Genomic DNA, 25,292 nt, shown 5'->3' on the forward strand with positions numbered 1-25,292 from the left:
CTTGTCTGTGGTTGGGCACTGCCCGCCGAACGCTACTTGATACTTGTTACTGGTCGAGTGTCCAACAAAGTCGCGTGTCGCGCAGCATTCTTTGATTAACTGACGGCTATGAGTGCACATCCAACTGCAATGTTTCCCCCCGAGTTTGTGTGGGGAACCGCGACGGCTGCGTATCAAATCGAAGGCGCAGTTACCGAAGACGGTCGGGGACCGTCGATTTGGGACGATTTCTGCACTCAACCCGGTGCTGTGGTGCGTGGCGAGACCGGCGTCGTTGCTGCTGATCACTACCACCGCTGGGAATCCGACGTCGCTCTCATGGCGCAGCTGGGACTTGACGCGTATCGCCTGTCGCTGTCGTGGTCGCGAATCCTCCCTACCGGATCAGGCGAGGTGAACCAGAGGGGGCTCGATTTTTACGACCGAGTGATCGACAGGCTCTGCGCGTCCGGAATTACGCCCGCCGTCACGCTCTTTCACTGGGATCTGCCGTCAGCTCTGCAAGAGCAAGGGGGCTGGATGAATCGCGACACGGCGTTTCGGTTGGGGGAGTACGCGCAGATTGTGGGCGAACGGTTTGCCGATCGTGTCGGCCTGTGGATGCCACTCAACGAGCCTGTTGTCCACACTCTGTACGGCCACGCCCTAGGAGTTCATGCCCCGGGACTTGCCTTGGGATTCGCCGCCTTCCAGGCCGCACATCACCAGCTCCTCGGGCATGGTCTGGCAGTCGACGCGCTGCGGTCGGCGGGCTGCTCGGGGATTGGCATCGCGTCCAATCACGCTCCGGTGCGCGCCGCAACAGATTCGGCGGAAGACGTGATGGCCGCAGACATCTACGACCACGTTGTCAACTGGATGTTCGCCGATCCGATACTGCTCGGAAAATATCCGGCCGACGAATTTGCGCAGATCCTCACCGGACCGGTCGACGAGGATCTGACGATCATCAATGCGCCCCTCGACTGGTACGGCATCAACTACTACGAGCCGACGATGATCGCTGCCCCTGTCGAGGGACAGGGCACCGACGGCGTTCTCGAGATCGATCTACCGCCGGGACTTCCCTTTGCTCCGGTGGCGATAACCGGTTACCCCACAACCGATTTCGGATGGCCGATCGTTCCCGAAGGACTTGGCGAGATCCTGCGAACATTCCAGTCGCGGTTCGGTGAGTCCCTGCCGCCGATCTACATCACCGAGAGCGGATGTTCGTTTCACGACACCTTGAACAGTTCGGGCGAGGTCAGTGACACTGCTCGAATCGAGTACCACGACGCACATCTACGGGCCCTGCGATCGGCCATGGACGACGGTGTCGACGTGCGCGGCTATTTTGTGTGGTCGCTGCTGGACAACTTCGAGTGGGCAGCCGGCTACCAGGAACGATTCGGCCTGGTCCACGTCGATTTCGACACCCAGAAACGCACCCCGAAGGCTTCGTTCGAGTGGTATCGCAGCTTGATTGCGGCTCAGAAGGCAGCGCGGGTTTAGCGTCCAGGTTTGCGTTCTGGCGCCTGGCCGCCTAGCCTCACTCACATGAAGCGCATTCTCGTAGTACACCGCCGTAGCGGGGTCTGAATCGGACCGACCCCCCGCTGCGGGTCGTCGTGCTACCAGTTGGTCCTCCACTTCATTCCAGGAAGACCACGACAATGACTTACAACTTCGCTTTCGCTTCTGATTCTTCTTATTCCTTTGCCGGCGATCCTTTTGCTGCGCGTCATGGAAAATCCCTGCCTGCCGGCCTGCGTGCCGAATGCGCTGAGATGTCGTGGAACGAATTCGAATCCACCTACGCGGCAATGAGTGGCCCGATCCGTCTCGGTGCATGGTCGAGCGAGAAGATCGCCCCCGGTCGTTGGACGTACGAAGCAACTCTCGGTCTGGGGGAGCGCATCGCGACGGCCTCCGCCACCGCAACCGGAGCAATTTCTGCAATGACGTCGATGCTGCAGGACGCAGGAATCGCGCTGGAGATCCTGTCATTTCACCAGCACCAGATCGGCCACCGCACAGCCACCTTCATTTTCACGGAGTGCAATGGTCGTCGGAATTGGGCTATGGGCATCGGTGAGTCGGCAACAGAGTCGTCACTGCGCGCGATGACGTCAGCAGCAAACCGTTTCTCGAACTGAAGCGTCGCCTTTACTGCTCGCTCACGCTGATACGGGAACACTTGTCGGGATTCTGTATCAGCGCGAGTGGTGCAGCAAGTCTTAGTGCACAACGCAGAAAGCCGGAATCCCGTAAGGATTCCGGCTTTCTGCGTATTTCCGTGGTGCGCGATACTGGGATTGAACCAGTGACCTCTTCCGTGTCAGGGAAGCGCTCTCCCGCTGAGCTAATCGCGCGGGTCTGGAGATGAAAATGGAGCGGACGACGGGATTCGAACCCGCGACCCCAACCTTGGCAAGGTTGTGCGCTACCAGCTGCGCCACGTCCGCATGTGCATTGAACTCCGTTGCCGGCGCTCAGTGCGTGTCTAACCTATCAGACCCGCAAGCGGGTCTTGACCATCAGGCCCGAGGGCCTGACGTGGTGCGCGATACTGGGATTGAACCAGTGACCTCTTCCGTGTCAGGGAAGCGCTCTCCCGCTGAGCTAATCGCGCGAGGTGGAGACGGGAATCGAACCCGTGTGCACGGCTTTGCAGGCCGTTGCCTCACCACTCGGCCACTCCACCGTAAAAGGTTGAGTTACACCTCTCGAGCGGACGACGGGATTCGAACCCGCGACCCCAACCTTGGCAAGGTTGTGCGCTACCAGCTGCGCCACGTCCGCATCGCACCGTGTTGCTTGGGGAGTTGGTTGCTCTCCTCGGTGCGTTGAAAACATTAGCCGACGGTGTCGGATTCATACAAATCACCAGCTCAGTAGGCGTTTCGGTAGTGGAATCGCTCAAAATTGCGATGTTGCGGGCCGGTCGAGTGCGTTCGTGAAGTTCTTAAATGGGTGAAATTGGGCGTTCTGGGAGGAGAATGAATGCCAACCTGGTGATTCGTAATCGGTGCGCGAGCGTGTTAATGTTCCAACTCGTTCGAGCGCATGCGTTCGAACAGTTCGTAAGGTCCCGTGGCTCAGTGGGAGAGCGTCCGCTTCACACGCGGAAGGTCGCTGGTTCGATCCCAGCCGGGACCACAAGTACAGACTGAAGGCGTTCCCGAGAGATCGGGGACGCCTTCAGTCGTTTCTGCGCCCGACGTGCCAATCCGGGCGCACTCGAGATTTCGGTAACCTGGGTCGCAAAGACGTGCTCTTCTATGGAAACAGGTGAGGGAAGTTGACTACCAAAAAGGTCGACCCTCCCGTCGACGACTCCGACCTGACGCTCTTTCGCGAAGCCGAGTCTCGTATCCACGAAGCTGAGTCCCGCTGGTCGAGGTGGCGCGCGCACATTGCCGCCCGCCCGAGCTTGAATCTCGCGTATCGAATCGCGGTTGGTTTTGTCGGTCTCGTCGTATTGGCGGCCGGTGTACTGGCCATCCCTTATCCCGGACCTGGCTGGCTCATCGTCTTTGCCGGCCTCGGAATCCTGGCGTCGGAGTTTGCCTGGGCGCATCGACTGCTGCATTTTGCCAAGGCACGGTACGACCGTTTCATGACGTGGTTCGGCAAACAGTCCCTGTTCGTCAAGGGAATCGGCGTTCTGTTCACCACAGTGGTCGTCGTTGCAACATTGTGGCTTCTGGGCACCTTCGGCCTGATCGGGACTTGGGTTGGCCTCGACTACTCCTGGCTCGAGTCGCCACTCTGAGGTGAAAGTGGCTTGTTAACTTCAGTCGGTTGACTCGTCGGGTCGGCAGGGTAGATAACATGATCGTGCACGTGCTCGCTGTGGGTGCGATGCACGTCTTACTTGCCGCAATACATTAGGAGCACATCGCCGTGACCAGTCCCGCGCCAGAGCACTCAGCCGCCCCACTTCGGGTGCCCGCGGGGACGACCGCCGGGACTGCAGTGCGTGAGGCCGGATATCCCTCGAAGGGACCGGACGTCATTGTCGTCGTTCGTGACAGCGAGGGAACGCTCAAGGATCTGTCGTGGACCCCGGAAGTCGACGTCGAGGTTGAGCCTGTAGCCGCGTCCACCGAGGACGGCCGCAGCGTGATCCGCCACTCGGCCGCGCACGTCTTGGCGCAGGCAGTGCAGAAGGAATTCCCCGACGCGAAGCTGGGTATCGGCCCGCCGATCACCGACGGCTTCTACTACGACTTTGCTGTCGATCGGCCGTTCACCCCGGAGGATCTGGCCAAGCTCGAAAAGCGGATGAAGCAGATCATCAAGGGATCGCAGCGATTCTCCCGCCGCGTGGTCGATTCCATCGAAGACGCTCGCGTCGAATTGGCAGACGAGCCGTTCAAGCTCGAGCTCATCAACGACAAGTCGGGCATCGACGATCCGGAGATCATGGAGGTCGGTGGCAACGAACTGACCATCTACGACAACCTTGATCCGCGGACCGGCGACACCATCTGGTCCGACCTGTGCCGTGGTCCCCACATCCCGACCACCAAGCACATCCCGGCCTTCAAGTTGACCCGAAGCTCCGCTGCCTACTGGCGAGGCAACCAGGACAATGCCGACCTGCAGCGCGTCTACGGCACCGCATGGGAATCCACCGAGGCTCAGGATGAGTACTTGGAGCTCTTGGCCGAGGCCGAGCGCCGCGATCACCGCAAACTCGGTAGTGAACTCGACCTCTTCAGCTTCCCGGACGAGTTGGGCTCCGGTCTGCCGGTCTTCCATCCCAAGGGCGGAATCATCCGCACCGAGATGGAGAACTACTCGCGCAGCCGCCACATCGAGGCCGGCTACGAGTTCGTCAACACCCCGCACATCACCAAGGGGCATCTGTACGAGGTTTCGGGTCATCTCGACTGGTACCGCGACGGCATGTTCCCCGCGATGCACATCGACGCGGAACTGAACGAGGACGGCACCGTGCGCAAGCCGGGCCAGGATTACTACCTCAAGCCGATGAACTGCCCGATGCACAACCTGATCTTCCGTGCACGTGGTCGCTCGTACCGCGAATTGCCGTTGCGGCTCTTCGAATTCGGCTCCGTGTACCGCTATGAGAAGTCCGGCGTCGTCCACGGTCTGACACGCGTGCGCGGCATGACTCAGGATGATGCGCATATCTACTGCACCCGCGAGCAGATGCGCGACGAGCTCACCACCACGCTGCAGTTCGTGCTGAATTTGCTCAAGGATTACGGTCTCGACGATTTCTATCTGGAGCTCTCCACCAAGAACCCGGACAAGTTCGTCGGTAACGACGACGTCTGGGAAGAGGCGACCGCAACACTCGCCGAGGTCGGCGAAGCGTCCGGTCTGACTTTGGTGCCGGACCCGGGTGGAGCCGCGTTCTACGGCCCCAAGATTTCCGTTCAGGTCAAGGACGCGCTCGGCCGCACGTGGCAGATGTCGACCATTCAGCTCGACTTCAACCTGCCTGAGCGCTTCGACCTCGAATACACCGGCAGTGACGGCGTCAAGACCCGGCCGGTCATGATCCACCGTGCGCTCTTCGGTTCGATCGAACGCTTCTTCGGTGTACTGACCGAGCATTACGCGGGCGCGTTCCCGGCGTGGCTCGCGCCGGTGCAGGTTGTCGGCATCCCGGTCGCCGAGGCGTTTGTCGATCATCTCTTCGACGTCACCAAGAAGCTCAAGGCGGCCGGCGTTCGAGCCGAGGTCGATTTCAGCGACGACCGGATGCAGAAGAAGATCCGCAACCACACCACGCAGAAGGTTCCGTTCATGTTGCTCGCCGGTGAGCGCGACGTCGAGGCAGGCGCCGTCAGCTTCCGCTTCCGTGATGGAACCCAGATCAACGGCATTCCCACCGACGACGCGGTTCGGATCATCACGGAGTGGATCGCTCGACGCGAAAATGCCTCTCCGACTGCGGAACTGGTTCAGCCAAGCGTGGCGCCATGAGTATGCCCGGTAGCGACGGTCCAGGTTCGTTGATCGATCAGGGTGTCGGTGATCCAGACCATCTTCAGCGGATCTGGTCGCCCCACCGGATGTCGTACATCACGGAGGCGCCCAACACGCCCGGCACGACCGGTGAACCGTTTATCGACATTCCCAAGATGTCGGACGAAGAAGGGTTGATCGTCGCCCGCGGTGAGCATGTGTACGCGGTCCTGAACCTGTACCCGTACAACCCCGGCCATCTGATGGTGGTGCCGTACCGCAAGGTCGCGGCACTCGAGGACCTGACGCCCGAGGAAAGCGCCGAGTTGATGGCGTTCACGCAACGCGCGCTGCGGGTCATCAAGAGTGTGTCCAACCCGCACGGTTTCAACGTGGGTCTCAACCTCGGCGCTGCCGCGGGTGGATCGCTGTCCGAGCACCTTCACCAGCATGTGGTTCCGCGTTGGGGTGGCGACGCCAACTTCATCACTGTCTTGGGTGGTGTGAAGGTGATGCCGCAGTTGTTGCGCGAGACCAGGGGATTACTCGCTCGTGCTTGGCAAGAGTGAGCGAACCGAGTTGATTCGACGGGTCCCGCTTCGGGACTCACGAGGTGGAGGTTTCCAGAGGTGTTGAGCTTCTTCGGACGCGCATCGGTGTCCAAGGTGACGGCACCGATGGGCCAAGCTCTGATCAAGACCGGATTGACGCCCGATGCGGTCACGATCATCGGCACGGTCGCGAGCATCGCCGGCGCCGTGACACTGTTCCCGTCCGGTCATCTGTTCTGGGGAACCATCTTCATCTGGTTCTTTGTCATGTTCGACATGCTGGACGGTGCGATGGCTCGCGCCCGTGGCGGCGGAACCCGCTATGGCGCGGTTCTCGACGCCACGTGTGACCGTGTTGCCGACGGTGCGATTTTTGCGGGCCTGGCCTGGTGGGCCGTCTACCACGAGAACAACAAGTGGCTCCTGGTGGCAACACTGATCTGTTTGGTTACCAGCCAGGTCATTTCTTACGCGAAGGCCAGAGCCGAGGCGAGCGGTCTGACGGCTGATGGCGGTTGGATCGAGCGTCCGGATCGTCTGGTCATCGTCTTGGTCGGTTCCGGCCTCACCGGCCTCGGATTGCCGTGGGCGATCCACATCGCCATGTGGGTCCTTGCCGCGGGCAGTATCGTGACTGTTTTCCAGCGTGTGCTTGCGGTGCGGAATTCGCCTGGTGCACGGGAGCTTCTACCGATCGCACCGGCTGCATCCGACACCGAAGGTGAGTCCGACAAGTGAGTGTTGCCGAGCGCGCTACCGATTTGGGTTACGCCGCCGGGTGGAGACTGGTTCGCAGTCTGCCGGAGTCCGTCGCGGTCAAGCTTTTTGACGCCGGCGCGGATTTTGCAGTGCGCAAAGGTGGTCCAGAACAACTGCGCAAGAACCTTGCCAGAGTTCTCGGAACGACGCCGGCTGAGGTTCCGGATCAGCTGATCAAGGAGTCGATGCGCTCGTACGCGAGGTATTGGCGTGAGGCGTTCCGATTGCCGTCGATGGATTTGGCGGTGACGGGCAAGGCACTGAGCGATCTGGTCGAGGGTCAGGAGTACCTCGAGAAGGCAATGGCAGACGGCAAGGGCGCTGTGTTGGCCTTGCCGCACAGCGGCAACTGGGACATGGCCGGCGTGTGGTGTGTTCAGCAGTGGGGTGGCTTGACCTCGGTTGCGGAGCGGCTGAAGCCGGAATCGCTGTACGAGCGTTTTGTGGAGTATCGCGAGAGCCTCGGCTTCGAGATCTTCCCGCTGAGCGGCGGGGAGCATCCACCGTTCGTCGAACTGTCGAAAGATCTGCACGAGAACAAAATTGTGTGCCTGCTAGGGGAGCGCGACCTAGCGAAAAAGGGCGTGCCGGTGACGTTCTTCGGCGAACCCACTCGCATGCCCGCCGGCCCCGCAAAGCTTGCCATCGACACCGGAGCGGCCTTGTTGCCGGTGCACTGCTGGTTCACCGACGACGGTTGGGGATTCAAGATCGATCCGCCGATCGACGTGTCCGAAGGCGTCGGCCCGGCCACTCAAGCGTTAGCCGACCAGTTTGCGATCAACATCGCAGCGCACCCGGCGGATTGGCACATGCTTCAACCACTCTGGCGTTCCGACCTTTCCGAATCGCGGCTCGCCCGCATGGAGGGTGAATGAAAATCGGCATGATCTGCCCGTATTCGTTCGACGTACCCGGTGGGGTGCAAGCGCATGTGGTGGATCTGGCCGAGGTGTTGATCGAGCGCGGGCACAAGGTCAGTGTGTTGGCGCCGTCGTCGGATGACGACGAACTGCCCGAGTTCGTCGTCTCGGCAGGCAAAGCCGTCGCGATTCCGTACAACGGTTCCGTCGCGCGGTTGTCCTTCGGGCCTACCGCGAATGCGCGTTTGCGTAAGTTCATCGCCGAAGGTGACTTCGACGTTCTGCACATTCACGAGCCGAACGCGCCCAGTCTGTCGATGCTTGCGTTGCGCATTGCGGAGGGGCCGATTGTCGCGACGTTCCATACGTCGACCACGAAGTCGTTGGTACTGAGCACTTTCCAAGGCGTATTAGCTCCCTACCTCGAAAAGATCAGTGGCCGCATCGCTGTCTCGGAGTTGGCCCGTCGGTGGCAGGTCGAGTCCCTGGGATCCGACGCCGTCGAGATCCCGAACGGCGTCGACGTTGCTGCGTTTGCGGGGGCGGAACTTCTACCCGGCTATCCGCGCGAAGGTGGAACCATTTTGTTCCTCGGTCGCTACGACGAACCGCGCAAGGGGATGGCGGTGCTGTTGGGTGCATTGCCCGCGCTGGTCGAGCGTCATCCGAACCTCGAGGTCATTGTCGTCGGGCGCGGCGACGAGGACAAGCTCCGTAAGGAAGCCGGTCGGTACTCCCGCCACTTGCGTCTGCTCGGTCAGGTCAGTGACGAGGAGAAAGCGTCGGCGTTGCGTAGTGCCGACGTGTACTGCGCACCCAACCTCGGTGGGGAGAGCTTCGGGATCGTGCTGGTGGAGGCGATGGCAGCGGGGACCGCAGTCGTGGCCAGTGAACTCGACGCCTTCCGCCGGGTGCTTCGCGACGGACAGGCCGGATTGTTGGTTCCGATCGGGGATTCCGACGCACTTGCCGTGGCTATCGATTCGGTTCTCGGTGATCCTGACCGTCGTAGAGCTTTGGTCAATACTGCGACCGCGGTGGTTGCCGAATACGACTGGCCTGTTGTGGCCGAACAGATCCTGCGGGTCTACGAGACCGTGACCGTGGGCGGCGCCGGCGTGCATGTGGTGGGATCGTGACTTTTTCTGCACTGACAATTTTTGTCCTCGGGCTCATCGCTGCGGTTGTTCTGGTCATCGGGCTCTGGGCGTACGCAACGGCAAACCGGTTGGACCGCTTGCACGTCCGGTCCGATCAGTCGTGGCTGGCGCTCGATGCGGCGTTGTCGCGCCGGGCTGCTGTGGTTCGCGCTGCGGCGGTCGACATGAGTGCCGAGGACGCTCGACGGTTCGTGAAGCTGGCGGATGCTGCCGAACGTGCCGATCGGCAGGACCGTGAGCTGGCGGAGAACCGACTCTCCAATGCGCTTGCCGCATATGGAACGACGTCGCTGCGGCCGCAGTTGGTTGCGGAGCTGGCTGACGCGGAGGCTCGGGTACTGATCGCTCGGCGGTTCCACAACGACGCTGTCCGTGACACCCTCGCGTTGCGAACCCGTAGGTTGGTCCGCTGGCTTCACCTGGGTGGAACCGCGCCGCTGCCACAGTATTTCGAGATCACCGAACGGACCACCGCGGCCGCAGTTCCCGAGGGCATCACCGTGGATACGGCTCGGACGTCCGCACGAGTGGTGCTGCTCGATCGACAAAACCGCGTGCTGCTTCTGCGCGGACATGATCCGAAGATCCCGGACCGTCAGTTCTGGTTCACCGTCGGCGGGGGAATCGAGCGTGGCGAACAAATTCGGGCCGCTGCAGTTCGTGAGGTCGCCGAGGAAACAGGGTTGACGATCGCGCCGGAAGACCTCCGTGGACCGCTGTGGCGCCGCGTCGCGATCTTCCCGTTCGACGGCGAATTGATCCGCTCGGAGGAATTGTTCTTCACCACTCGTACCTCTGGCTTCACTCCGGTGTTCAAGGGCCACACCGAATTGGAACAACGTGCGATTTCCGGCTACCGGTGGTGCAGCGCTGACGTCATTCGTGAACTGACAAGGGCTGGGGAGCCGGTGTATCCGCTCGATTTGGCAAACCTGCTGGCAGAAGCTGCCACCGTCGCTGATGGCACCGAAGATCCGGAAGTACGCTCGATCCGCTGATCGTATTTAAGGCCAGCAATGGCAAATTGGCTACGGAATCAAAGGCCGGTTCGTTCTACAGTTCTGGGGTTCGATCATCACGCCACTATTGCAGGAGTTTGCTGTGAGCACCCCCGATTCCGCCCCCACCACTGCCGTTGGCACCGCACGCGTCAAGCGCGGTATGGCCGAGATGCTCAAGGGTGGTGTGATCATGGACGTGGTCACCGCCGAGCAGGCCAAGATCGCCGAAGACGCCGGCGCTGTAGCTGTCATGGCACTCGAGCGCGTCCCCGCAGACATTCGCGCCCAGGGCGGCGTCTCGCGTATGAGCGATCCGGACATGATCGACAGCATCATCTCCACCGTCAGCATCCCCGTCATGGCGAAGGCGCGTATCGGCCACTTCGTCGAAGCGCAGATCCTGCAGAGCCTCGGCGTCGACTACATCGACGAGTCCGAAGTTCTCACCCCGGCCGACTACGCCAACCACATCGACAAGTGGAAGTTCACGGCTCCTTTCGTTTGTGGTGCTACCAACCTCGGTGAAGCACTGCGTCGTATCAACGAAGGTGCGGCCATGATCCGCTCCAAGGGTGAAGCCGGCACCGGAGACGTCTCCAACGCCACCACCCACATGCGCACCATCCGCGCGGAGATCCGTCGTCTCACCTCGCTCAGCGAGGACGAGCTGTACGTCGCGGCAAAGGAATTGCAGGCTCCGTACGAGCTCGTCGTCGAGGTTGCCAAGGCCGGCAAGCTTCCCGTCACCATGTTCACCGCCGGTGGCATCGCCACGCCGGCCGACGCCGCGATGATGATGCAGCTCGGCGCCGAGGGCGTGTTTGTCGGATCGGGCATCTTCAAGTCCGGTAACCCGCAGCAGCGTGCCGAGGCCATCGTCAAGGCCACGACGTTCTTCGACGACCCGGACGTGCTGGCCAAGGTTTCTCGCGGTCTGGGCGAAGCAATGGTCGGCATCAACGTCGACGACCTGCCCGTCGGACATCGTCTCGCCGAGCGCGGTTGGTGATTTTTTCCAGGGCGGTAATCTGACTTGGTGCCTGATCGTCAATCCCTTGCGGCTCTACTCCCGTTGGGATTGGCGATGGCGTTGGTCGGTGCCTCGTTCGGAGCGGTTGCGGTAGCGGCGGGGGTGTCGTTGCCGCAGGTTATTGCTCTGTCGGGCATCGTCTACGCGGGCGGAGCTCAGTTTCTCGTGGTGGCGGCGGTGGTTGCAGGTGCAGCCCCCGCCGCTGTCGTTTTTGGTGGGCTGCTTCTCAACGCGCGTCACCTGCCGTACGGATTGGTGCTTGCCGACGTTCTGCGGGGGAATTGGCGCTCACGCATCTTCGGCGCGCACGCCACGGCTTTCACCACAGCGGAGCTTGCGTCGCACGGTGACGTGGCTCGTGCCCGCAAGACGTTCTTCGCTGCGGGAATCACGCTGTTTCTTGCGTGGAATATCGGTACCGCGATAGGCGCAGTCGGCGGCAATCTTCTGGGCGATCCCAACGCGCTCGGTATCGACGCGGCATTTCCGGCAGCACTGCTGGCGCTCACCGCCGGAGCGTGGCGAGACCGGCTCGACCGCCGGGTTGCGTTGCTGGGGGCGGCCATTGCGGTGGTTCTGACGCCTGTGTTGCCTGCCGGTCTCGGCGTCATCGCCGGCTTGCTCGGTTTGATCGCTGCGGGCCGTAACCGATGAGTTGGTGGATCATCGGCCTGATTGCCTTGGGAACCTTTGGCTTTCGTATTTCCGGGCCAGTGTTGCGGGATCGAATTCATCTCAGTCCGCGGGCGGTACGCATGCTCGGGTTGGGCGCAACCGCACTGTTGGTATCGCTGGCCGCTACGCAGACCGTGTACTCCGGTGACGGTTTTGCCGGGTGGGCGCGGGTGCTCGGTGTTGCTGTCGCAGGCGTACTGATTTGGCGCCGTGCACCATTCGTGGTGATTGTGGTGGGCGCAGCTGCGACGACGGCGGTGCTGAGGGTAGTGGGGGTGGCCTGAATCAGAGGTCGGCTGTCGGGCTATTTTCAGGCCGGCTTACTCGGACGCTGAATCGGAGTCGTCGGTGTCCGAGGTAGAGATGGTCTCCTCGTGATCGAACGATCCTTCCGGCCGGTCGACGGGTCCGCCGCCAGGCTCGTTCGAACCGGTATCGCGAGAGCCAGGTTCGCCTCGCTCGGATTGAGGTTCCTCGGAGAGATGCTCACCGGGTGCATTATTTGTCATGACCGTCCTCTCGACTTCGTGATCGAACTCCGGAACGATCACATCGGAGTGCATATAAGGCGACAAGTCCTCGCTATCCAGTCAACGCGGGCACAATATCGAAGTCAACGCCTCGAAGTCTGGATCACTGCAGGACCTTCTCGCGAAGTTCATCGTCGAGAGATGCCCGGATCAACGCTGCTGCGAGGCGTGCGGTCTCGTTGTTGCCGACTAGAGAGGCAAGTTTGTCGGCGCCGACCGGTCCGATGCCACTGAATTTTTCCAACAGCGATTTGGGACTCCCGCGATGTCGTAGTTGCCATGGGATTGGGTACCGTTCGCACTGTCAGTGGTTGCGGAGCGAATCGATCAGTTCGCTCTTCTTCATCGAGGAGTAGCCGGACAGCCCGATTTCCTTGGCGCGCTTTTTCAGTTCCGTCACCGTGCGGTCCTCGTAGTTCTCTGCCTCACCGCCCTTTCTGCCGACGTTTCCACGCCCGCGACTGGCAGCGGCGTTCGATATTCGTGCGGCTTTCTCCTTGGATTCGCCCTTGTCGCGCAGGTCCTCGTACAGTTCCTGGTCTTTGAGATGGGGATCGGATCCCTTGCGAGGCATGGCGGTGCTCCTCCTACCGAGTTGGGATGTGTTCGCTTTCGGTGTACCCGTCGCCAGGTGTGAAAAACCACCGATTGGTGCCATTACGACACGCTTTCGGAGTGATGATTGTTGTTGCTGTTCAGGGGAATACGAAACCATGGTCGCCGACAATCGAGCACCGAGAGCAATCGGGGCACAGGAGTTTGTACCGGACAGTCGTAGTATTTTCTACGCTGAGAGCGGCGTCAGCCGACTGTCGTGGGTGTCAGTTTTCCATGCGGCGCAGCAGACTGTCCTCGGACAAGGAAGGCGTTCTGCGACGGTCATGCTGGTCGGTGAACAGCCCGGGGGCCAGGAGGACCGTGCGGGCAAGCCCTTTGTCGGTGCGGCAGGCAAAATCTTGCACCAGGCGCTCGATTCCGCGCAGATCGAGATGGATACGGTCTACATCACCAAACCCGCACATCGCCAGGAGGAACTGCATCTTGGTGATGACATTCCGGTTTCGTGCGACCCGACCGTGTTTGCGACGATTCATCCCTCCGCGATACTTCGTGGACCGCCGGAGCAACGTCGCAGTGTTTTCGACGCCTTCGTGCGTGACTGCGAGGTAGCCGTGGCGCCCTAGGATCGCAGTCATTGCGGCGCCGACGTTGCCCAGGATGGACGCCATACCGCTTCCGGGAGCGGTGTCAGGTTTCCGAAGTGCTTGATGATTGCCGCTAGTGAAGGGTGTGGATTCGCGGTGCGGAGAATGAGCGAAAGCGGATATGCGAGAGTTGGATTCACGATCGGTATGCGGCGCAGGTCGTAGTTAGTCGGCCAGATGTAGCGGTCGCGCGCACCGACGAGAGTGGCCACGTCCGCGGAGTCCGCGAGGGTCTCGAGAAGGACTTCGTCGCCGAAGTGCGGGCCGGTGGCGTCGATGCGTAAGTCGAATTCGGTGGCGAGCTGATCGTAGAACTCTCCCCATTCGGTGCGGGGCGCGATACCCGGTACCCAGATCCGATGCCTGCGCAGCTGAGGTGGCGTCAGTGTTCGCGAGGAGGCAAGTGGATGTCGTGGTCCGACAAGGAGTTCCAATGGGGAATCGAAAGCGTGAATCGTGCGCACGTCGCGCGGCAACATCGTCGGATCTGTCACGGTGCGAAACGTGGCGTCGATTTCGCCCGCTTCGACGGCGGCGACGGCTACGCGCGGGTCGTTGACTCTGAGAGTCACTACGTCGAGATTGATTTCGGGATGTGACCGCCAATAGTCGTGCAGAATAACGGCCTGCGCGCTACGCAGGCCGAGAACGTCGATTCGAAGTGCCCGCGAACCTGGTCGGACTGCAGTGATGGCGCGCTCGACTCCAGTGACGATGTCCCGCGCATGCGGGAGAAATGCTTGACCATCAAGCGTCAGCTCGACTCCGCGGGCGGTACGGGTGAACAACCGAACTTCCAGCTCGCGCTCCAGCGCGGCGACACGCTTCGAGACGGCTTGTTGTGTCACACCCAGCTCGTTGGCTGCATGTTGCAGCTGTCCGAGCTCTGCCGCCCGTACGAATGATCGCACTGCTTCGGTATCCATCAGCCCAGCCTATTCACGCACAACTGATCGTTGGGGCTCGCCGAGTGTCGGTTGTTTGATCGTGCGTCGGTACAGCTGGTGTGATTCATGCCGACGTCGGCGTTGCAAAGGGGAGTTGTATGCGGGTGGACTTGGGGCGCAGTTTCGGCTGGCTGTGGACGGCCTACGCCATCAGCACCTACGGCACGTGGCTTGCCTTCGGAGCGTTCGCCCTCATTGCTGTGCAAGTGCTGCACTCATCGGCATTTGCAGTCGCGCTCCTGGGATCGGCGGGACTTGCCGTTGCCGCGATCGTTGCGTTCCCGCTCGGGCCGTGGGTCGAGCGCAGGGCAAAACGGCCGGTGATGATCGCGACGGACCTGGCCCGATTCTTCGCAATGGCGAGTATTCCGATCGCGTATTTCTTCGACATCCTGACCTATGGGCAACTGCTGGTTGTCTCGGTTGTCTCCGGAACCGCAGGTATCGTCTTCTCTGCCGCTTCCGGCGCATATCTGAAACATGTCGTCCGCAGCGATCACCTCCTTGTCGCAAACGGAAGATTTGAAAGCACGAGTTGGGTGGCAACCGCGGCGGGTCCGCCCCTTGGCGGCGCGCTCATCGGACTGCTCGGTCCAGTCGTCACAGTCGCGGCCGACGCCTTCAGCTTTCTGCTGTCCGCTCTCGGGGTTCTCCGCATTCGTGGCGACGACGTCGAGGCGCCTGGAGGCGCGCCCACCAGTGTGCGCGCCACTGACCTGTTGAACGGCTGGCGGCACATTCACGCCGACCGCGTCCTACAACGTCTGTTTCTCAATTCCGTGATAGTCAGTGGCCTGATCATGGCAACCAGCCCCCTCCTGGCCGTCCTCCTTCTCGGTCAATACCATTTCACCGCTTGGCAATACGGTCTTGCGTTCAGCATCCCAGCACTCGGGGGTTTCGCGGGTGCCCGCCTTTCCGCGCCACTCGTCGCTCGGTACGGGCGCTACCGCGTTATGATCGTCTCCGGTTGGCTGCGCTCGATCTTCCCGCTCGGCCTCGCGTTCACCCAACCCGGCGTCGCCGGACTTATCACGGTGATTATCGTTGAGGGCCTGTTGATCACGTGTATGGGCATCTTCAATCCCATTAATGCGACCGAACGCTTGCAGCGCACTTCTGCCGATCACGCCGCGCAGGTCCTCACCACATGGAGCGTCAGCAGCAAACTCGCCCAGGCGACGCTCATGTTGGTGTGGGGCGTGCTCGCGACACTCACCAGTCCGCTGGCCGGGATCACGACGGCAGGCCTTCTCCTACTTGCCACCCCGCTCCTGTTGCCTCAACGGGCGCATATGACCGCGCCCGAGGCTGGTGTGTCGGGTAAAGGCGTCCGGGCAGGATGACTCACTCAGACGTGGCGTCCATGATCTAGAACAATATTTCAGGTCTATGCAAATGCGCGATGCGCTGGTCGGTCAGAACATGATTTATCACGGGCATCCGAATCAGCATATTATCTGTATATTTCGTGATCCGGCGGCGATGGACATCTACGCGACCAAGCTCTACTCTGAGGCTTACCAATAAATAGAACACAGTTTCATTTCTGGAATTCGATTCGGTAGGTGAACCGACGGCGGAGGAGTCGCAGGTATGGCGTCGTACGAGGACATTCCGATCATCGACACTCTCATTGGCTTCCGTGAAGCCGGTGGGCACGAGTACGACTTCATCACTGAGCAGACCAAGGACCGGGAAAGTCGGGAGTCGTTCGAGTTTCCGGCCGAGTACATGTTCAAAGGTGTGCCCAAGGAATTGCCCACCGACGACCCGGTGTCGGTGACGTTGCGTGAGATGGACAAGCACGGTATCGAGATCGGTATGGTTACCGTGGCGACAGAGTCGGGTAGGACTGCAGTGCAACGGTTCCCCGACCGTTTTGTGCCACAAGGCTCCGCTGTGGACCCCAACGACATCATGGGCACCCTGTCGACAATGACGCGTGAGTACGAGGAATTCGGCATCAGATCGGTGAGTTCGTTTGCCGCGGGCACCTTTCCGCAGGTGGCTCTCAACGCGCCCCAGATGTACCCCATCTACGCGAAGTGCGTCGAACTCGATATCCCGATCTTTGCGTGCGCCGGTATCGCGGGGCCGCGATTGAAATCTGCTGTGCAGCACGTGGAACTCATCGACGACGTGATGTTCGATTTCCCCGATCTTGTGTTTGTCACCAGGCACGGCTGTGAACCGTGGGAGGAATTGGCTGTCAAGCTGATGCTGAAGTGGCCGAACTTGTACTATTCGACGTCGGCTTTCGCGCCGAAGCACTACCCCAAGGCGATAGTTGATTACGCAAATTCGCGTGGCGCCGACAAGATCATCTATGCGGGCTACTTTCCGGCCGGATTGACGTTGGACCGCATCTTCACGGACATGCCGCACGTGCCGTTCAACGAGGACGTGTGGCCGAAGTTCCTGCATGTGAACGCCCGCAAGGTTCTGAAGTTGAAGGAGTGATCGCGCAGTGACCGATGCATCTGTCGCCTTTCCGCTGAACCCAGACGACATGACGGCATCCCAGCTCGAACGTCGTAAGGCACTCACCGACACTGTCATCGAGATGCTCGCCGATATGAGCCCGGACAAGGTCCAGATGCGCGAGGTTTCCGAACGGTCGGGCGTCGCGCTCGGAACGGTGTACCGCTATTTCCCGGCCAAACAGCAACTCATGGCGGCGTCGATAGTTGCGTGGAACGACATCCTCGCCGATCGGCTTGCACGTGAACAAGCGAGTGGACGTGCGCGGTATGGCGGCCACGACTCAGTCCTTGATCGAGTCCTCGACCTGTATCGCCGCCAGATGAAGGCATTCCACCGCAGGCCCCACTTTGCGCGGCTCGAGGTCGACATGCAGACGTCGGACGACCCTTACGTTCGGGACACGATGGACGAGCGAGCCGCCGCCAACCGCTCGGTGATTTTCGGACTGATGGACGGAGTCCCGGCTGAGTTGGCTCGTCTGGCGTCGCTTTCCATTGGCAGTGTGATGCTTAATTCGTTGATCTTGTGGACCACTGGTCGCATCGGCTATCCAGAGGCGCTGCGCAATGTGGAGGAGATCTGTCGACTGGTCTTGCGCGATTACTCCTAGAGATGCGTCGTTTACGGGATCTGGGGAATCGGGTCCGGTGGATAGGGGTTGGGCGGCGTTGGAGTCGGGGGTACCGGCGGTGGCGTCGGCGGTACGGGTTCCGGCGCTGGCGGGATTGGTTCAGGCACGGGGTTCGGCGGAACCGGATCGGGCCCGGTACCCGACGGGGTGTTGTACGCCAACGCAAAAGGATCGATCATGCCGGTCGTGTTCCCCAATACTCCGTTCGCCAACCCTGAGGTGGGTTTCGGGTTTCAGTGTTGGACTCGCCGGGTAGCTGATCGCTGGCAGCGCGAACAGCGGCACAACGAGAGGGGCTTGTGATGAGTGAGCATCCGCGCGAGCGAATCGAATACCCCGGGCACACCGGCGACATGAGTGAAAAACCCCGCGACGAGATGAACGGTTATGTCGGGCGGGGCCTGCTCGACGGCAAGCGTGCGTTGATCACAGGTGGCGATTCCGGTATCGGAAGGGCTGTGGCTGTTGCATTTGCCAAGGAAGGAGCCGATGTCGCGATTGCCTATCTCGAGGAAGACGCCGACGCCCATCACACCGCCGCACTTGTTGCGCATAAAGGCAGAAAGTGTCATCTGATGCGGGGCGACCTCGCGGATCCGTACCACTGCAATGATGTGGTCGGGCAGACGGTGGACGTGCTGGGAGGCTTGAATATCCTCGTCAACAATGTTGCCTACCAACAACCTGTCGATGACTTCGTCGAGCTGTCGGACGAGCAGTGGCGTCGGACCTTCGCGGTGAACATCGACAGCTATTTCCACGTCAGCAAGGCAGCGGTTCCCCATCTGAGAGGCGGTGGGTCGATCATCAACACGGCGTCGATCAACGGCCTGCGCGGAAATAAGAGCTTGATCGACTACTCGGCGACCAAGGGGGCCGTCATTGCGCTGACGTACTCACTGTCCCAGTCGTTGCGTGAGCGATCGATTCGCGTCAATTGTGTTGCCCCTGGCCCGGTATGGACGCCGCTGATACCGGCGACATTGGACAAGGACAAGGTGGAGTCTTTTGGTCAACAGGCACCGTACGGGCGGGCAGCCCAGCCGGACGAGATCGCACCCTCGTACGTGTTCTTTGCCTCGGAAACTATGTCGTCTTATTACTCCGGGGAGGTGCTTGCGCCGATCGGCGGAGAAACGCTGCCCGGTTGACGGCAAATTCCGACAATTGCCTTCTGCCTGATCTCCAGAAGCGGCGTCGGCTAGGTTAGTCGTGTGGGGGACACCAGGGGAACTGATCCAATTGTCGTCGAGCCGCAATCGCAGGAGCAGGTCGGTGATTCGACGGGCCGTAAGCCGCGGCGGCGATTCCTTCGCGTGGTGCGATGGATCTGCGTCTCCGTGCTCGCGATAGTTGTTGGTGCTGTTGCGATCTCGACCATCAATCATCGGTGGCAAACTCCACGGGACAAGCAAGCCATCGAGGCGCTGATCGGTCCCTCGCACCGTTACGTCGAGGTGGACGGACATCGGATGAGCGTTGCGATTCAAGGCTCCGGCCCACGTACCATCGTCCTCATGCCAGGTTTGGGTACACCTGAGCCGATCCTCGATTTTGCGCCCCTCGCGCGACGCCTCGCTGAGGCGAACACGGTGGTTACCGTCGAAAACTTCGGGTTGGGACTCAGTGACGGCACAGACGCACCGCGAACCAGCGAAGCAATCGTCGACGAGACCCGTTCTGCGCTGAGTGCCCTGGGGTTGAACGGACCCTATGTTCTTATGCCGCATTCCCTTTCCGGTCTGTACGCGATGTGGTGGGTTACCAACCATCCTGACGAGGTGGCCGCGGTAGTAGGAGTCGACGACGAGCGATATACGTCCGAACTTGCCGAAGGTGCGCCGGAGTGGCCGGGCTGGATGTCTACGGTCACGGCGCTCGGCGGGGTACGGGACTTGATCTACTTGGATATGAATACCGATTACCTGGGGCTCGCGGCCGACTACCGTGAAAGTCTCGGCGACGCCGCCGAATATACCCCTGATCAGCAAGAACTATATTTGCGTTCCTACTCGTGGGTATTGAATTCAACGATGCTCGCCGAGACCGCGCACGAAGCTGAGAATGTACGAGGCGTCGAGGGCGCTACCTTGCCTCCGACTATGCCGGCCATGTCTATTCTCGCGTCGTCGTCACTCACAGCCGACCCGGAATGGGAGTCGTCGCACCGCGCGGCAATTACCAACCCGTCGATTCAGCGGGTCGAAATATTGGACGGCCACCACTACCTGTTTCACGCGAACGCGTCCGAGATTGCCGACATGACCCAGCAGTTTCTGGACGAACACGTCCAGCCTCGGTGAGCAAGCAATTCAGGACGTAGCGCCGTCGCTATACACAGCTACGCGAGTTCGGGGGTGGTTGTGAACCCGCGGTAATTGTCGGCGGCGATTTGAGTACAGAGGTTTCGATAGTTTCCGACGCCGCCGAGATAGGGCATGAAAATTCTCGGTTTGCCGGGAACATTGGCGCCGAGATACCACGAATCCGCTTGCATATAGAGACTATCCGCGGCAATGGAGGTCACGTGGTCTACCCACTGCTCTTGAGCGGCATGGGTAGCTTCGGCGAACTGCGTGCCGACGCGGCGCATGTGGTCGATGTAGTCCACTACCCACTCGACGTGCTGTTCGATCGAGACCACGACGTTGGACAAGACCGAGGGGCTGCCTGGTCCGGTGAGGACAAACATGTTGGGGAAGCCCGCAACCGCAACGCCGAGATACGTGCGTGGCCCAGCCGCCCAGGCCTCGCGTAGTGCTATGCCATCTCGCCCGCGGATGTCGATGGCGTTCAACGCGCCGGTCATGGCGTCGAATCCGGTGGCGTAGACGATCATGTCGAGTTCGTGCAGTCCCGCTGAGGTCTGGATTCCCTCGGGCACAATGTGCTCGATCGGTGCGGCGCGGAGGTCCGCTAGCGTGACGTTGTCGCGGTTGAAAGTCTCGTAGTAGTCGGTTCCGATGCACAACCGCTTCGAACCCAATGGATACCCCTTGGGGCACAGTGCCTCTGCCGTAGTGGGATCTTCGACTGTATCGCGGATCTTCGACCGTACGAATTCAGCGGCGGTCTCGTTGGCGTCGACGCTGATCATGATGTCGCCGAAGGTGTTCTGGAAGGCGATTCCGCCGCCGGCCCAGCGGCTCTCGTATTCCTTGTCACGGACTTCCGGCGCGGTTTCGAGTGCCAGTCCGACGGGCGGCGGGAGAATCCAGCCACCGTGGGATTCACGCAGGTTCTGGCGGCGGGTGGGGTAGTCGGCCTTGATCTCGTCGAGTTCGTCCTGTCCGAGTGGCCGGTTGCGCGCTGGGATGACAAATCCCGGGGTCCGCTGGAACACGGTGAGGTGTTCGGCCTGCTCGGCGATGAGCGGGATCGCCTGTACCCCGGACGATCCGGTACCGATGACGCCCACGCGCTTACCCGTGAACTCGACGCCCTGAGACGGCCAGTGTCCGGTGTGATGGACCTCGCCGCGGAAATCCTGCTGGCCGGCTAATTCTGGCATTCGCGCGGATGAGAGTGCACCGGTTGCCATGACGACCCACCGACCGGTGACGGAATCTCCGTCGTCGGTCGTGATCGTCCACAATCCCGCCGTTTCGTCGAAATCGGCTGATGTCACACGAGTTCCGAATGTGATCTCCTTGCGCAGGTCGAATCGCTCGGCGACGTGCTCGAGATACGAGAGAATCTCAGGCTGCGCGGGGAAGCGTTCTGTCCAGATCCATTCCTGCTGAAGGTCGTCGTCAAATGAATACGAGTAGTCGGCGCTGTCGACATCGCACCGGGCGCCGGGGTAGCGGTTCCAGAACCAGGTTCCGCCGACGCTGCTACCTGCTTCGAACCCTCGAACGGAGAGGCCTCGTTGCCGAAGGCTGTGCAGCGCATAGAGGCCGGCGAATCCGGCGCCCACGACAATTGCGTCGCAATCTGGAGTCTGCGGAGGGTTGTTCAGCATGGGGACTGCCTCGATTCACGGTGAGGGGCGGGGACGACGGGATGTGCCAGTAGCATCAGTGCAGGCTGTGAGTACGCCGCACGCTGTTCGGATGTAACGGGAGGAATGCAAACGTGGACGCAGGGCCCAACGACAGGCCGGCGCAATTGGATCCCGCGTCGTTGCCCAAAGGTCAACAGGCGCGGCGCCAACACATCATCGATGTCGCCGGCGAGTTGTTGGTTGCGGACGAGTTCGAGCGCATCCAAATCCGTGATGTTGCAGAGGGTTCCGGCGTTGCGCTCGGAACTGTATATCGGTATTTCACGTCCAAGGAGCACCTGTATGCGGCGGTGTTGCGAGACTGGTCGGCGATGGATCCGATCAAGCATGGAAACCCGGTTGATACGTCGCGCTCGCCCGCCGAGCGGATACGGGTGCGCTTGCACCACTCGGTCCGTCGGTTCGAGGAGTATCCGAGTTTTCTTCGTTTGCAAAGCACACTCAGGCAGTCGACGGATCCGATTGTGTCCGAGATCTTTGCCGAATTCTCCGACCAGGTGCTGATCTCGTATCGCGCGCAACTTGCCGATCTGCCCGCGGGCGACGCTGCGGACATCGTGTCGATTGTGACCGCTGTGTTGACTCATCAGTTGGTACTTTTCGGATTGGGACGTCAGGAAGCCGCCGAGGTTCATCGACTGCTCGATCGCACTGTCGACATGATCTTTTCGTTGAACGGCACGGTCTGAGCGAAGGCGGCGTTCGACGCTCGTAAACACAGCCGCACGCCGACTCGCGATTTTGATGTGACCGTTGTCATATTCACAGACTAGAGTTAGATTCTAGTTCATGACAAGTGGTGTGCAGGAGCGAAGTGCGTTGGATCCGGCATTTCAGGCCGTCGCGGACGCGGCGTCGGGGGCAGGGCTTCCGCCGATGGTTGAGCTGTCTCCAGCGGATGCGCGTGAGCGGATACGAGGTGCGCTGCAGGCCTGCGCACCTGGGCCCGAGGTGGCGTCGATCGAAACGCATGCAGTAGGTGACGGGGTTTCGGTGCGGATCTACCGGCCGGTGGACGAGACACACGCCGGTACCGTCGTGCATTTCCATGGCGGCGGTTGGGTCACCGGGGATTTCGATTACGCGGACCCGATGTGCCGGCTGCTCGCCGAGACTGCTGGCGTCCCGGTAGTGAGCGTGGATTACCGGCTGGCACCGGAACACCCGTTCCCGGCCGCCGTGGATGATGCGTTGACGGTGCTGCGCTGGGTCGCTTCAGAATCCGAAGGGCTGGATCCACGGATTGTCGTCACGGGTGACAGCGCCGGCGGCAATCTCGCAGCGGTGAGCGCGCAATTGATGCGGTCCGATGACGCCGTCAACCTTTTGGGGCAGGTGCTCATCTATCCGGTGGTGGACGCCGATCTGACGCGGGATTCCTACGTCGCCAACTCAGGAGTGTTCCTCGGTGCACGGGAGATGGGATGGTTTCTCGATCATTACTGCGCCGACGTGGACGCCCGGACCTCTCCCGATCTTGCACCGATTCGCGCTGCGGACCTGTCCGGGCTGCCGCCGGCCGTCGTAGTTGTCGGTGGACACGATCCGTTGCTGGACGAGGGCCTCGAATATGCCGAGCGGCTGCGCGGTTCCGGGGTGCCCGTCGAGGTGCAGCACCTCCCAAGCCTGCCGCACGGATTTCTCCAGTTCACGGCTGTATCGGCGGCTGCGGCAGCGGCCGCTGCCGCAGTCGCAGCAGCAACAGCGCGTTTGTTCGAAGGCGTTGCCCAGCAGTCCGATTCGACGGAGGCAGTAGACCATGCATGATCTGGTGATTCGCGGTGGGACCGTTGTGGACGGAACGGGCAGCGTGCCGCGGCGGGCAGACGTGGCTGTCGACGGCGGCACGATCACCGTCGTCGGTGTGGTACCCGAGGCAGGGCGTCGTGAGATCGACGCGTCCGGAAAGCTTGTCGCCCCCGGTTTTGTCGACATCCACACGCATTACGACGGACAGGTCACGTGGGACACGTTGTTGACACCGTCGTCGTTGCATGGCGTCACCACCGTGGTGATGGGTAACTGTGGAGTTGGCTTTGCACCCGTCAAACCCGAGCAGCGCGACTGGCTGATCAGCTTGATGGAAGGCGTCGAGGACATTCCCGGAAGTGTTCTCGCTGAAGGGATGAGCTGGAACTGGGAGTCTTTTCCCGACTATCTCGACGCGATCGATACGCCGCATGCCATCGACTTTGCCGCGCAACTGCCACACGGCGCACTTCGCACGTATGTAATGGGGGAGCGCGGAGGTGACCATCTGGCCCGGCCGACCGACGCTGAAATGGACCGGATGCGTGACCTTGTTGCCGAGGCAGTCGAGGCTGGTGCGCTCGGTTGGTCGACGTCGCGGTCTGCGGTGCACAAGACGTCTGCCGGCGAGCCGACGCCCAGTCTGACGGCCTCTCGGGAGGAGTTGACCGGGCTGGCACATGGTCTGGCGAAGGCAGGGGCCGGTGTCATCGATTTCATCTCCGATTTCATGGACGAACCTGAGGAGATGGAGTTTGTCAGCGCCATAGTCGAGGCAGCGCAGCGGCCGATGTCCGTGTCCATCGTCCAGAGCGACCGGGCGCCGGACAAGTGGCGGTCACTACTGGATGGGCTGGCGGAAGTCTCTGCGCAACAGAATATTCCGATCACCGGCCAGGTGGCGCCAAGAGCTGTCGGAGTCATGCTCGGCTGGGAGCTGAGCTGGCATCCGTTCATGGCGTATCCCAGCTATGCGGCACTCGCGGATCTTCCTCGCGAGGAGAGAGTGGTGCAGCTGTCCCGCCCCGAGGTCAAAGCGGCCCTTCTGGCGGAGAATCCGGTATCGGACAGTGAGTTCGTGCAGAGACTCTCGACCAAGTTCGAGAGCGTCTACCTTCTTGGCGACCCGCCCAACTACGAACCGGGACCGAATGATTCGGTCGCTGCGCTTGCTGAGCGTTCCGGTGTGTCGCCGGTCGAGGTTGCCTACGATGCGATGATGGCGCAAGACGGGCGTGGTCTGCTGTATTTCCCGATGCTCAACTACGCGGGTGGGAATCTGGATGCCGTCCGCGAGATGCTCGCTCGGCCGGATACCGTGCCGGCGCTCGGTGACGGTGGTGCGCATTGCGGCGCTATCTGCGACGCAAGCTTTCCGACAACACTGCTCACGCACTGGGGTCGTGACCACCGGAACCCCGAATTATTGTTTCCCATCGAGTGGTTGATCAAGCGGCACACCGTGGACACAGCCGCGGTGGTTGGTCTACTTGACCGCGGGCAGGTACTGCCGGGGTACCGGGCGGACCTGAACGTGATCGATTTCGACCGTTTGCAGGCCGATCACCCGGAAGTGCTGTACGACTTGCCAACCGGTGGTCGTCGGCTGATGCAGACTGCCACCGGCTATGTCGCAACTGTTGTCGCGGGTGAAGTTGTCTTCGAGGAGGGCGAGCACACCGGCGCCCTACCAGGACGACTGGTGCGTGGCTCTCGGCCGATTCCCGAATCAATCACGCGCTGAACGGTATATCCTCCCGAACACCCTAG

26 protein-coding genes and 6 tRNA genes are annotated in these 25,292 nt (G+C 61.2%); 22 read left to right on the plus strand and 10 right to left on the minus strand.

Annotated features, from left to right (window positions below; all coding sequences use genetic code 11):
- Nucleotides 1-108 precede the first annotated feature (108 nt).
- Nucleotides 109-1,494, plus strand: a complete 1,386-nt coding sequence (locus tag FEZ60_RS01535) for a GH1 family beta-glucosidase (protein ID WP_172935382.1) — start codon at nt 109-111, stop codon at nt 1,492-1,494.
- A gap of 161 nt (nt 1,495-1,655) precedes the next feature.
- Complete coding sequence (locus FEZ60_RS01540; protein ID WP_172935383.1) at nt 1,656-2,138, plus strand: alpha-isopropylmalate synthase regulatory domain-containing protein; 483 nt, start codon at nt 1,656-1,658, stop codon at nt 2,136-2,138.
- Between the two features lie 141 nt (nt 2,139-2,279).
- Here FEZ60_RS01540 and FEZ60_RS01545 read toward each other — a convergent pair.
- The 5 genes from FEZ60_RS01545 to FEZ60_RS01565 form a co-directional block, all read right to left on the minus strand.
- Nucleotides 2,280-2,354, minus strand: a tRNA-Val gene (locus FEZ60_RS01545).
- A 17-nt stretch (nt 2,355-2,371) separates the two neighbouring features.
- Nucleotides 2,372-2,447, minus strand: a tRNA-Gly gene (locus tag FEZ60_RS01550).
- 92 nt (nt 2,448-2,539) lie between these two features.
- Nucleotides 2,540-2,614 (minus strand) — tRNA-Val (locus tag FEZ60_RS01555).
- A 1-nt stretch (nt 2,615) separates the two neighbouring features.
- Nucleotides 2,616-2,686: transfer RNA gene (locus FEZ60_RS01560), tRNA-Cys, on the minus strand.
- 25 nt (nt 2,687-2,711) lie between these two features.
- A tRNA-Gly gene (locus tag FEZ60_RS01565) sits at nt 2,712-2,784 on the minus strand.
- A gap of 285 nt (nt 2,785-3,069) precedes the next feature.
- Between FEZ60_RS01565 and FEZ60_RS01570 the strand changes: the two genes are divergently transcribed.
- From FEZ60_RS01570 to FEZ60_RS01620, 11 genes are all read left to right on the plus strand, one after another.
- Nucleotides 3,070-3,141 (plus strand) — tRNA-Val (locus FEZ60_RS01570).
- Nucleotides 3,142-3,355: 214 nt separating this feature from the next.
- The gene (locus tag FEZ60_RS01575) at nt 3,356-3,757 is read left to right on the plus strand and encodes a TIGR02611 family protein (protein ID WP_165826376.1); all 402 of its coding nucleotides are present in this window, start codon (nt 3,356-3,358) and stop codon (nt 3,755-3,757) included.
- A 131-nt stretch (nt 3,758-3,888) separates the two neighbouring features.
- Entirely contained in the window at nt 3,889-5,946 is a 2,058-nt protein-coding gene (gene thrS, locus FEZ60_RS01580) for a threonine--tRNA ligase (RefSeq protein ID WP_033234712.1), read from the plus strand.
- The gene (locus FEZ60_RS01585) at nt 5,943-6,497 is read left to right on the plus strand and encodes an HIT domain-containing protein (RefSeq protein WP_080711748.1); all 555 of its coding nucleotides are present in this window, start codon (nt 5,943-5,945) and stop codon (nt 6,495-6,497) included. Before thrS ends, FEZ60_RS01585 begins: the two co-directional genes overlap by 4 nt.
- Nucleotides 6,498-6,557: 60 nt before the next feature.
- Nucleotides 6,558-7,217 (plus strand): phosphatidylinositol phosphate synthase, encoded by a 660-nt coding sequence (pgsA, locus tag FEZ60_RS01590; protein ID WP_033234710.1) that lies wholly within the window; start codon nt 6,558-6,560, stop codon nt 7,215-7,217.
- The gene (locus tag FEZ60_RS01595) at nt 7,214-8,116 is read left to right on the plus strand and encodes a phosphatidylinositol mannoside acyltransferase (RefSeq protein WP_033234709.1); all 903 of its coding nucleotides are present in this window, start codon (nt 7,214-7,216) and stop codon (nt 8,114-8,116) included. Before pgsA ends, FEZ60_RS01595 begins: the two co-directional genes overlap by 4 nt.
- The gene (locus tag FEZ60_RS01600) at nt 8,113-9,240 is read left to right on the plus strand and encodes a glycosyltransferase family 4 protein (protein ID WP_045067477.1); all 1,128 of its coding nucleotides are present in this window, start codon (nt 8,113-8,115) and stop codon (nt 9,238-9,240) included. The genes FEZ60_RS01595 and FEZ60_RS01600 overlap by 4 nt, the downstream gene beginning before the upstream one ends.
- The gene (locus FEZ60_RS01605) at nt 9,237-10,259 is read left to right on the plus strand and encodes an NUDIX domain-containing protein (RefSeq protein ID WP_141485917.1); all 1,023 of its coding nucleotides are present in this window, start codon (nt 9,237-9,239) and stop codon (nt 10,257-10,259) included. Before FEZ60_RS01600 ends, FEZ60_RS01605 begins: the two co-directional genes overlap by 4 nt.
- A gap of 103 nt (nt 10,260-10,362) precedes the next feature.
- Nucleotides 10,363-11,271 carry a pyridoxal 5'-phosphate synthase lyase subunit PdxS gene (gene pdxS, locus FEZ60_RS01610; protein ID WP_033234706.1) on the plus strand — a complete coding sequence of 303 codons (909 nt, stop codon included), beginning with the start codon at nt 10,363-10,365 and terminating at the stop codon, nt 11,269-11,271.
- 27 nt (nt 11,272-11,298) lie between these two features.
- Nucleotides 11,299-11,946, plus strand: a complete 648-nt coding sequence (locus FEZ60_RS01615; protein WP_346343314.1) for an AzlC family ABC transporter permease — start codon at nt 11,299-11,301, stop codon at nt 11,944-11,946.
- Complete coding sequence (locus FEZ60_RS01620) at nt 11,943-12,251, plus strand: AzlD domain-containing protein (RefSeq protein ID WP_141485916.1); 309 nt, start codon at nt 11,943-11,945, stop codon at nt 12,249-12,251. Before FEZ60_RS01615 ends, FEZ60_RS01620 begins: the two co-directional genes overlap by 4 nt.
- A 36-nt stretch (nt 12,252-12,287) precedes the next feature.
- On the opposite strand, the gene FEZ60_RS01625 is transcribed toward FEZ60_RS01620, so the two are convergent.
- The 3 genes from FEZ60_RS01625 to FEZ60_RS01635 form a co-directional block, all read right to left on the minus strand.
- Nucleotides 12,288-12,476, minus strand: a complete 189-nt coding sequence (locus FEZ60_RS01625; RefSeq protein WP_045067969.1) for a hypothetical protein — start codon at nt 12,474-12,476, stop codon at nt 12,288-12,290.
- A gap of 124 nt (nt 12,477-12,600) precedes the next feature.
- On the minus strand, nt 12,601-12,741 hold the full coding sequence (locus FEZ60_RS01630; RefSeq protein WP_172935384.1) for a hypothetical protein: 141 nt from the start codon (nt 12,739-12,741) through the stop codon (nt 12,601-12,603).
- 60 nt (nt 12,742-12,801) lie between these two features.
- On the minus strand, nt 12,802-13,071 hold the full coding sequence (locus FEZ60_RS01635) for a Rho termination factor N-terminal domain-containing protein (protein ID WP_045067483.1): 270 nt from the start codon (nt 13,069-13,071) through the stop codon (nt 12,802-12,804).
- A gap of 307 nt (nt 13,072-13,378) precedes the next feature.
- Here FEZ60_RS01635 and FEZ60_RS32315 point away from each other — a divergent pair, with 307 nt between their 5' ends.
- On the plus strand, nt 13,379-13,681 hold the full coding sequence (locus tag FEZ60_RS32315) for a uracil-DNA glycosylase family protein (RefSeq protein ID WP_242484406.1): 303 nt from the start codon (nt 13,379-13,381) through the stop codon (nt 13,679-13,681).
- Nucleotides 13,682-13,689: 8 nt separating this feature from the next.
- Here FEZ60_RS32315 and FEZ60_RS01645 read toward each other — a convergent pair whose 3' ends face one another.
- Nucleotides 13,690-14,628 carry a LysR family transcriptional regulator gene (locus tag FEZ60_RS01645; protein WP_172935386.1) on the minus strand — a complete coding sequence of 313 codons (939 nt, stop codon included), beginning with the start codon at nt 14,626-14,628 and terminating at the stop codon, nt 13,690-13,692.
- A gap of 119 nt (nt 14,629-14,747) precedes the next feature.
- Between FEZ60_RS01645 and FEZ60_RS01650 the strand changes: the two genes are divergently transcribed.
- The 5 genes from FEZ60_RS01650 (at nt 14,748) to FEZ60_RS01670 (ending at nt 20,070) form a co-directional block, all read left to right on the plus strand.
- On the plus strand, nt 14,748-15,995 hold the full coding sequence (locus FEZ60_RS01650; protein WP_172935387.1) for an MFS transporter: 1,248 nt from the start codon (nt 14,748-14,750) through the stop codon (nt 15,993-15,995).
- 250 nt (nt 15,996-16,245) lie between these two features.
- Complete coding sequence (locus FEZ60_RS01655; RefSeq protein ID WP_172935388.1) at nt 16,246-17,112, plus strand: amidohydrolase family protein; 867 nt, start codon at nt 16,246-16,248, stop codon at nt 17,110-17,112.
- A gap of 49 nt (nt 17,113-17,161) precedes the next feature.
- Nucleotides 17,162-17,746: a TetR family transcriptional regulator gene (locus FEZ60_RS01660; RefSeq protein ID WP_172935616.1), complete on the plus strand. Its 585-nt coding sequence runs from the start codon at nt 17,162-17,164 to the stop codon at nt 17,744-17,746.
- 323 nt (nt 17,747-18,069) lie between these two features.
- Complete coding sequence (locus FEZ60_RS01665; protein WP_172935389.1) at nt 18,070-18,918, plus strand: SDR family oxidoreductase; 849 nt, start codon at nt 18,070-18,072, stop codon at nt 18,916-18,918.
- A 63-nt stretch (nt 18,919-18,981) separates the two neighbouring features.
- Nucleotides 18,982-20,070 (plus strand): alpha/beta hydrolase, encoded by a 1,089-nt coding sequence (locus FEZ60_RS01670; protein ID WP_242484361.1) that lies wholly within the window; start codon nt 18,982-18,984, stop codon nt 20,068-20,070.
- Between the two features lie 38 nt (nt 20,071-20,108).
- On the opposite strand, the gene FEZ60_RS01675 is transcribed toward FEZ60_RS01670, so the two are convergent.
- Nucleotides 20,109-21,731, minus strand: coding sequence for an NAD(P)/FAD-dependent oxidoreductase (locus FEZ60_RS01675; RefSeq protein WP_172935390.1), 1,623 nt, complete (start codon nt 21,729-21,731; stop codon nt 20,109-20,111).
- Between the two features lie 113 nt (nt 21,732-21,844).
- On the opposite strand from FEZ60_RS01675, the gene FEZ60_RS01680 reads away from it, so the two are divergent.
- The 3 genes from FEZ60_RS01680 (at nt 21,845) to FEZ60_RS01690 (ending at nt 25,266) form a co-directional block, all read left to right on the plus strand.
- A complete protein-coding gene (locus FEZ60_RS01680) occupies nt 21,845-22,462 on the plus strand; it encodes a TetR family transcriptional regulator (RefSeq protein WP_172935391.1) in 618 nt (205 codons plus the stop codon).
- Nucleotides 22,463-22,562: 100 nt separating this feature from the next.
- A complete protein-coding gene (locus FEZ60_RS01685) occupies nt 22,563-23,540 on the plus strand; it encodes an alpha/beta hydrolase (protein ID WP_202025576.1) in 978 nt (325 codons plus the stop codon).
- Entirely contained in the window at nt 23,533-25,266 is a 1,734-nt protein-coding gene (locus tag FEZ60_RS01690; protein WP_172935392.1) for an amidohydrolase family protein, read from the plus strand. The genes FEZ60_RS01685 and FEZ60_RS01690 overlap by 8 nt, the downstream gene beginning before the upstream one ends.
- Nucleotides 25,267-25,292 lie beyond the last annotated feature (26 nt).

The sequence above is a fragment of the Rhodococcus sp. MS16 genome (genome assembly GCF_013277795.1).
Taxonomy (GTDB): domain Bacteria; phylum Actinomycetota; class Actinomycetes; order Mycobacteriales; family Mycobacteriaceae; genus Rhodococcus_F; species Rhodococcus_F globerula.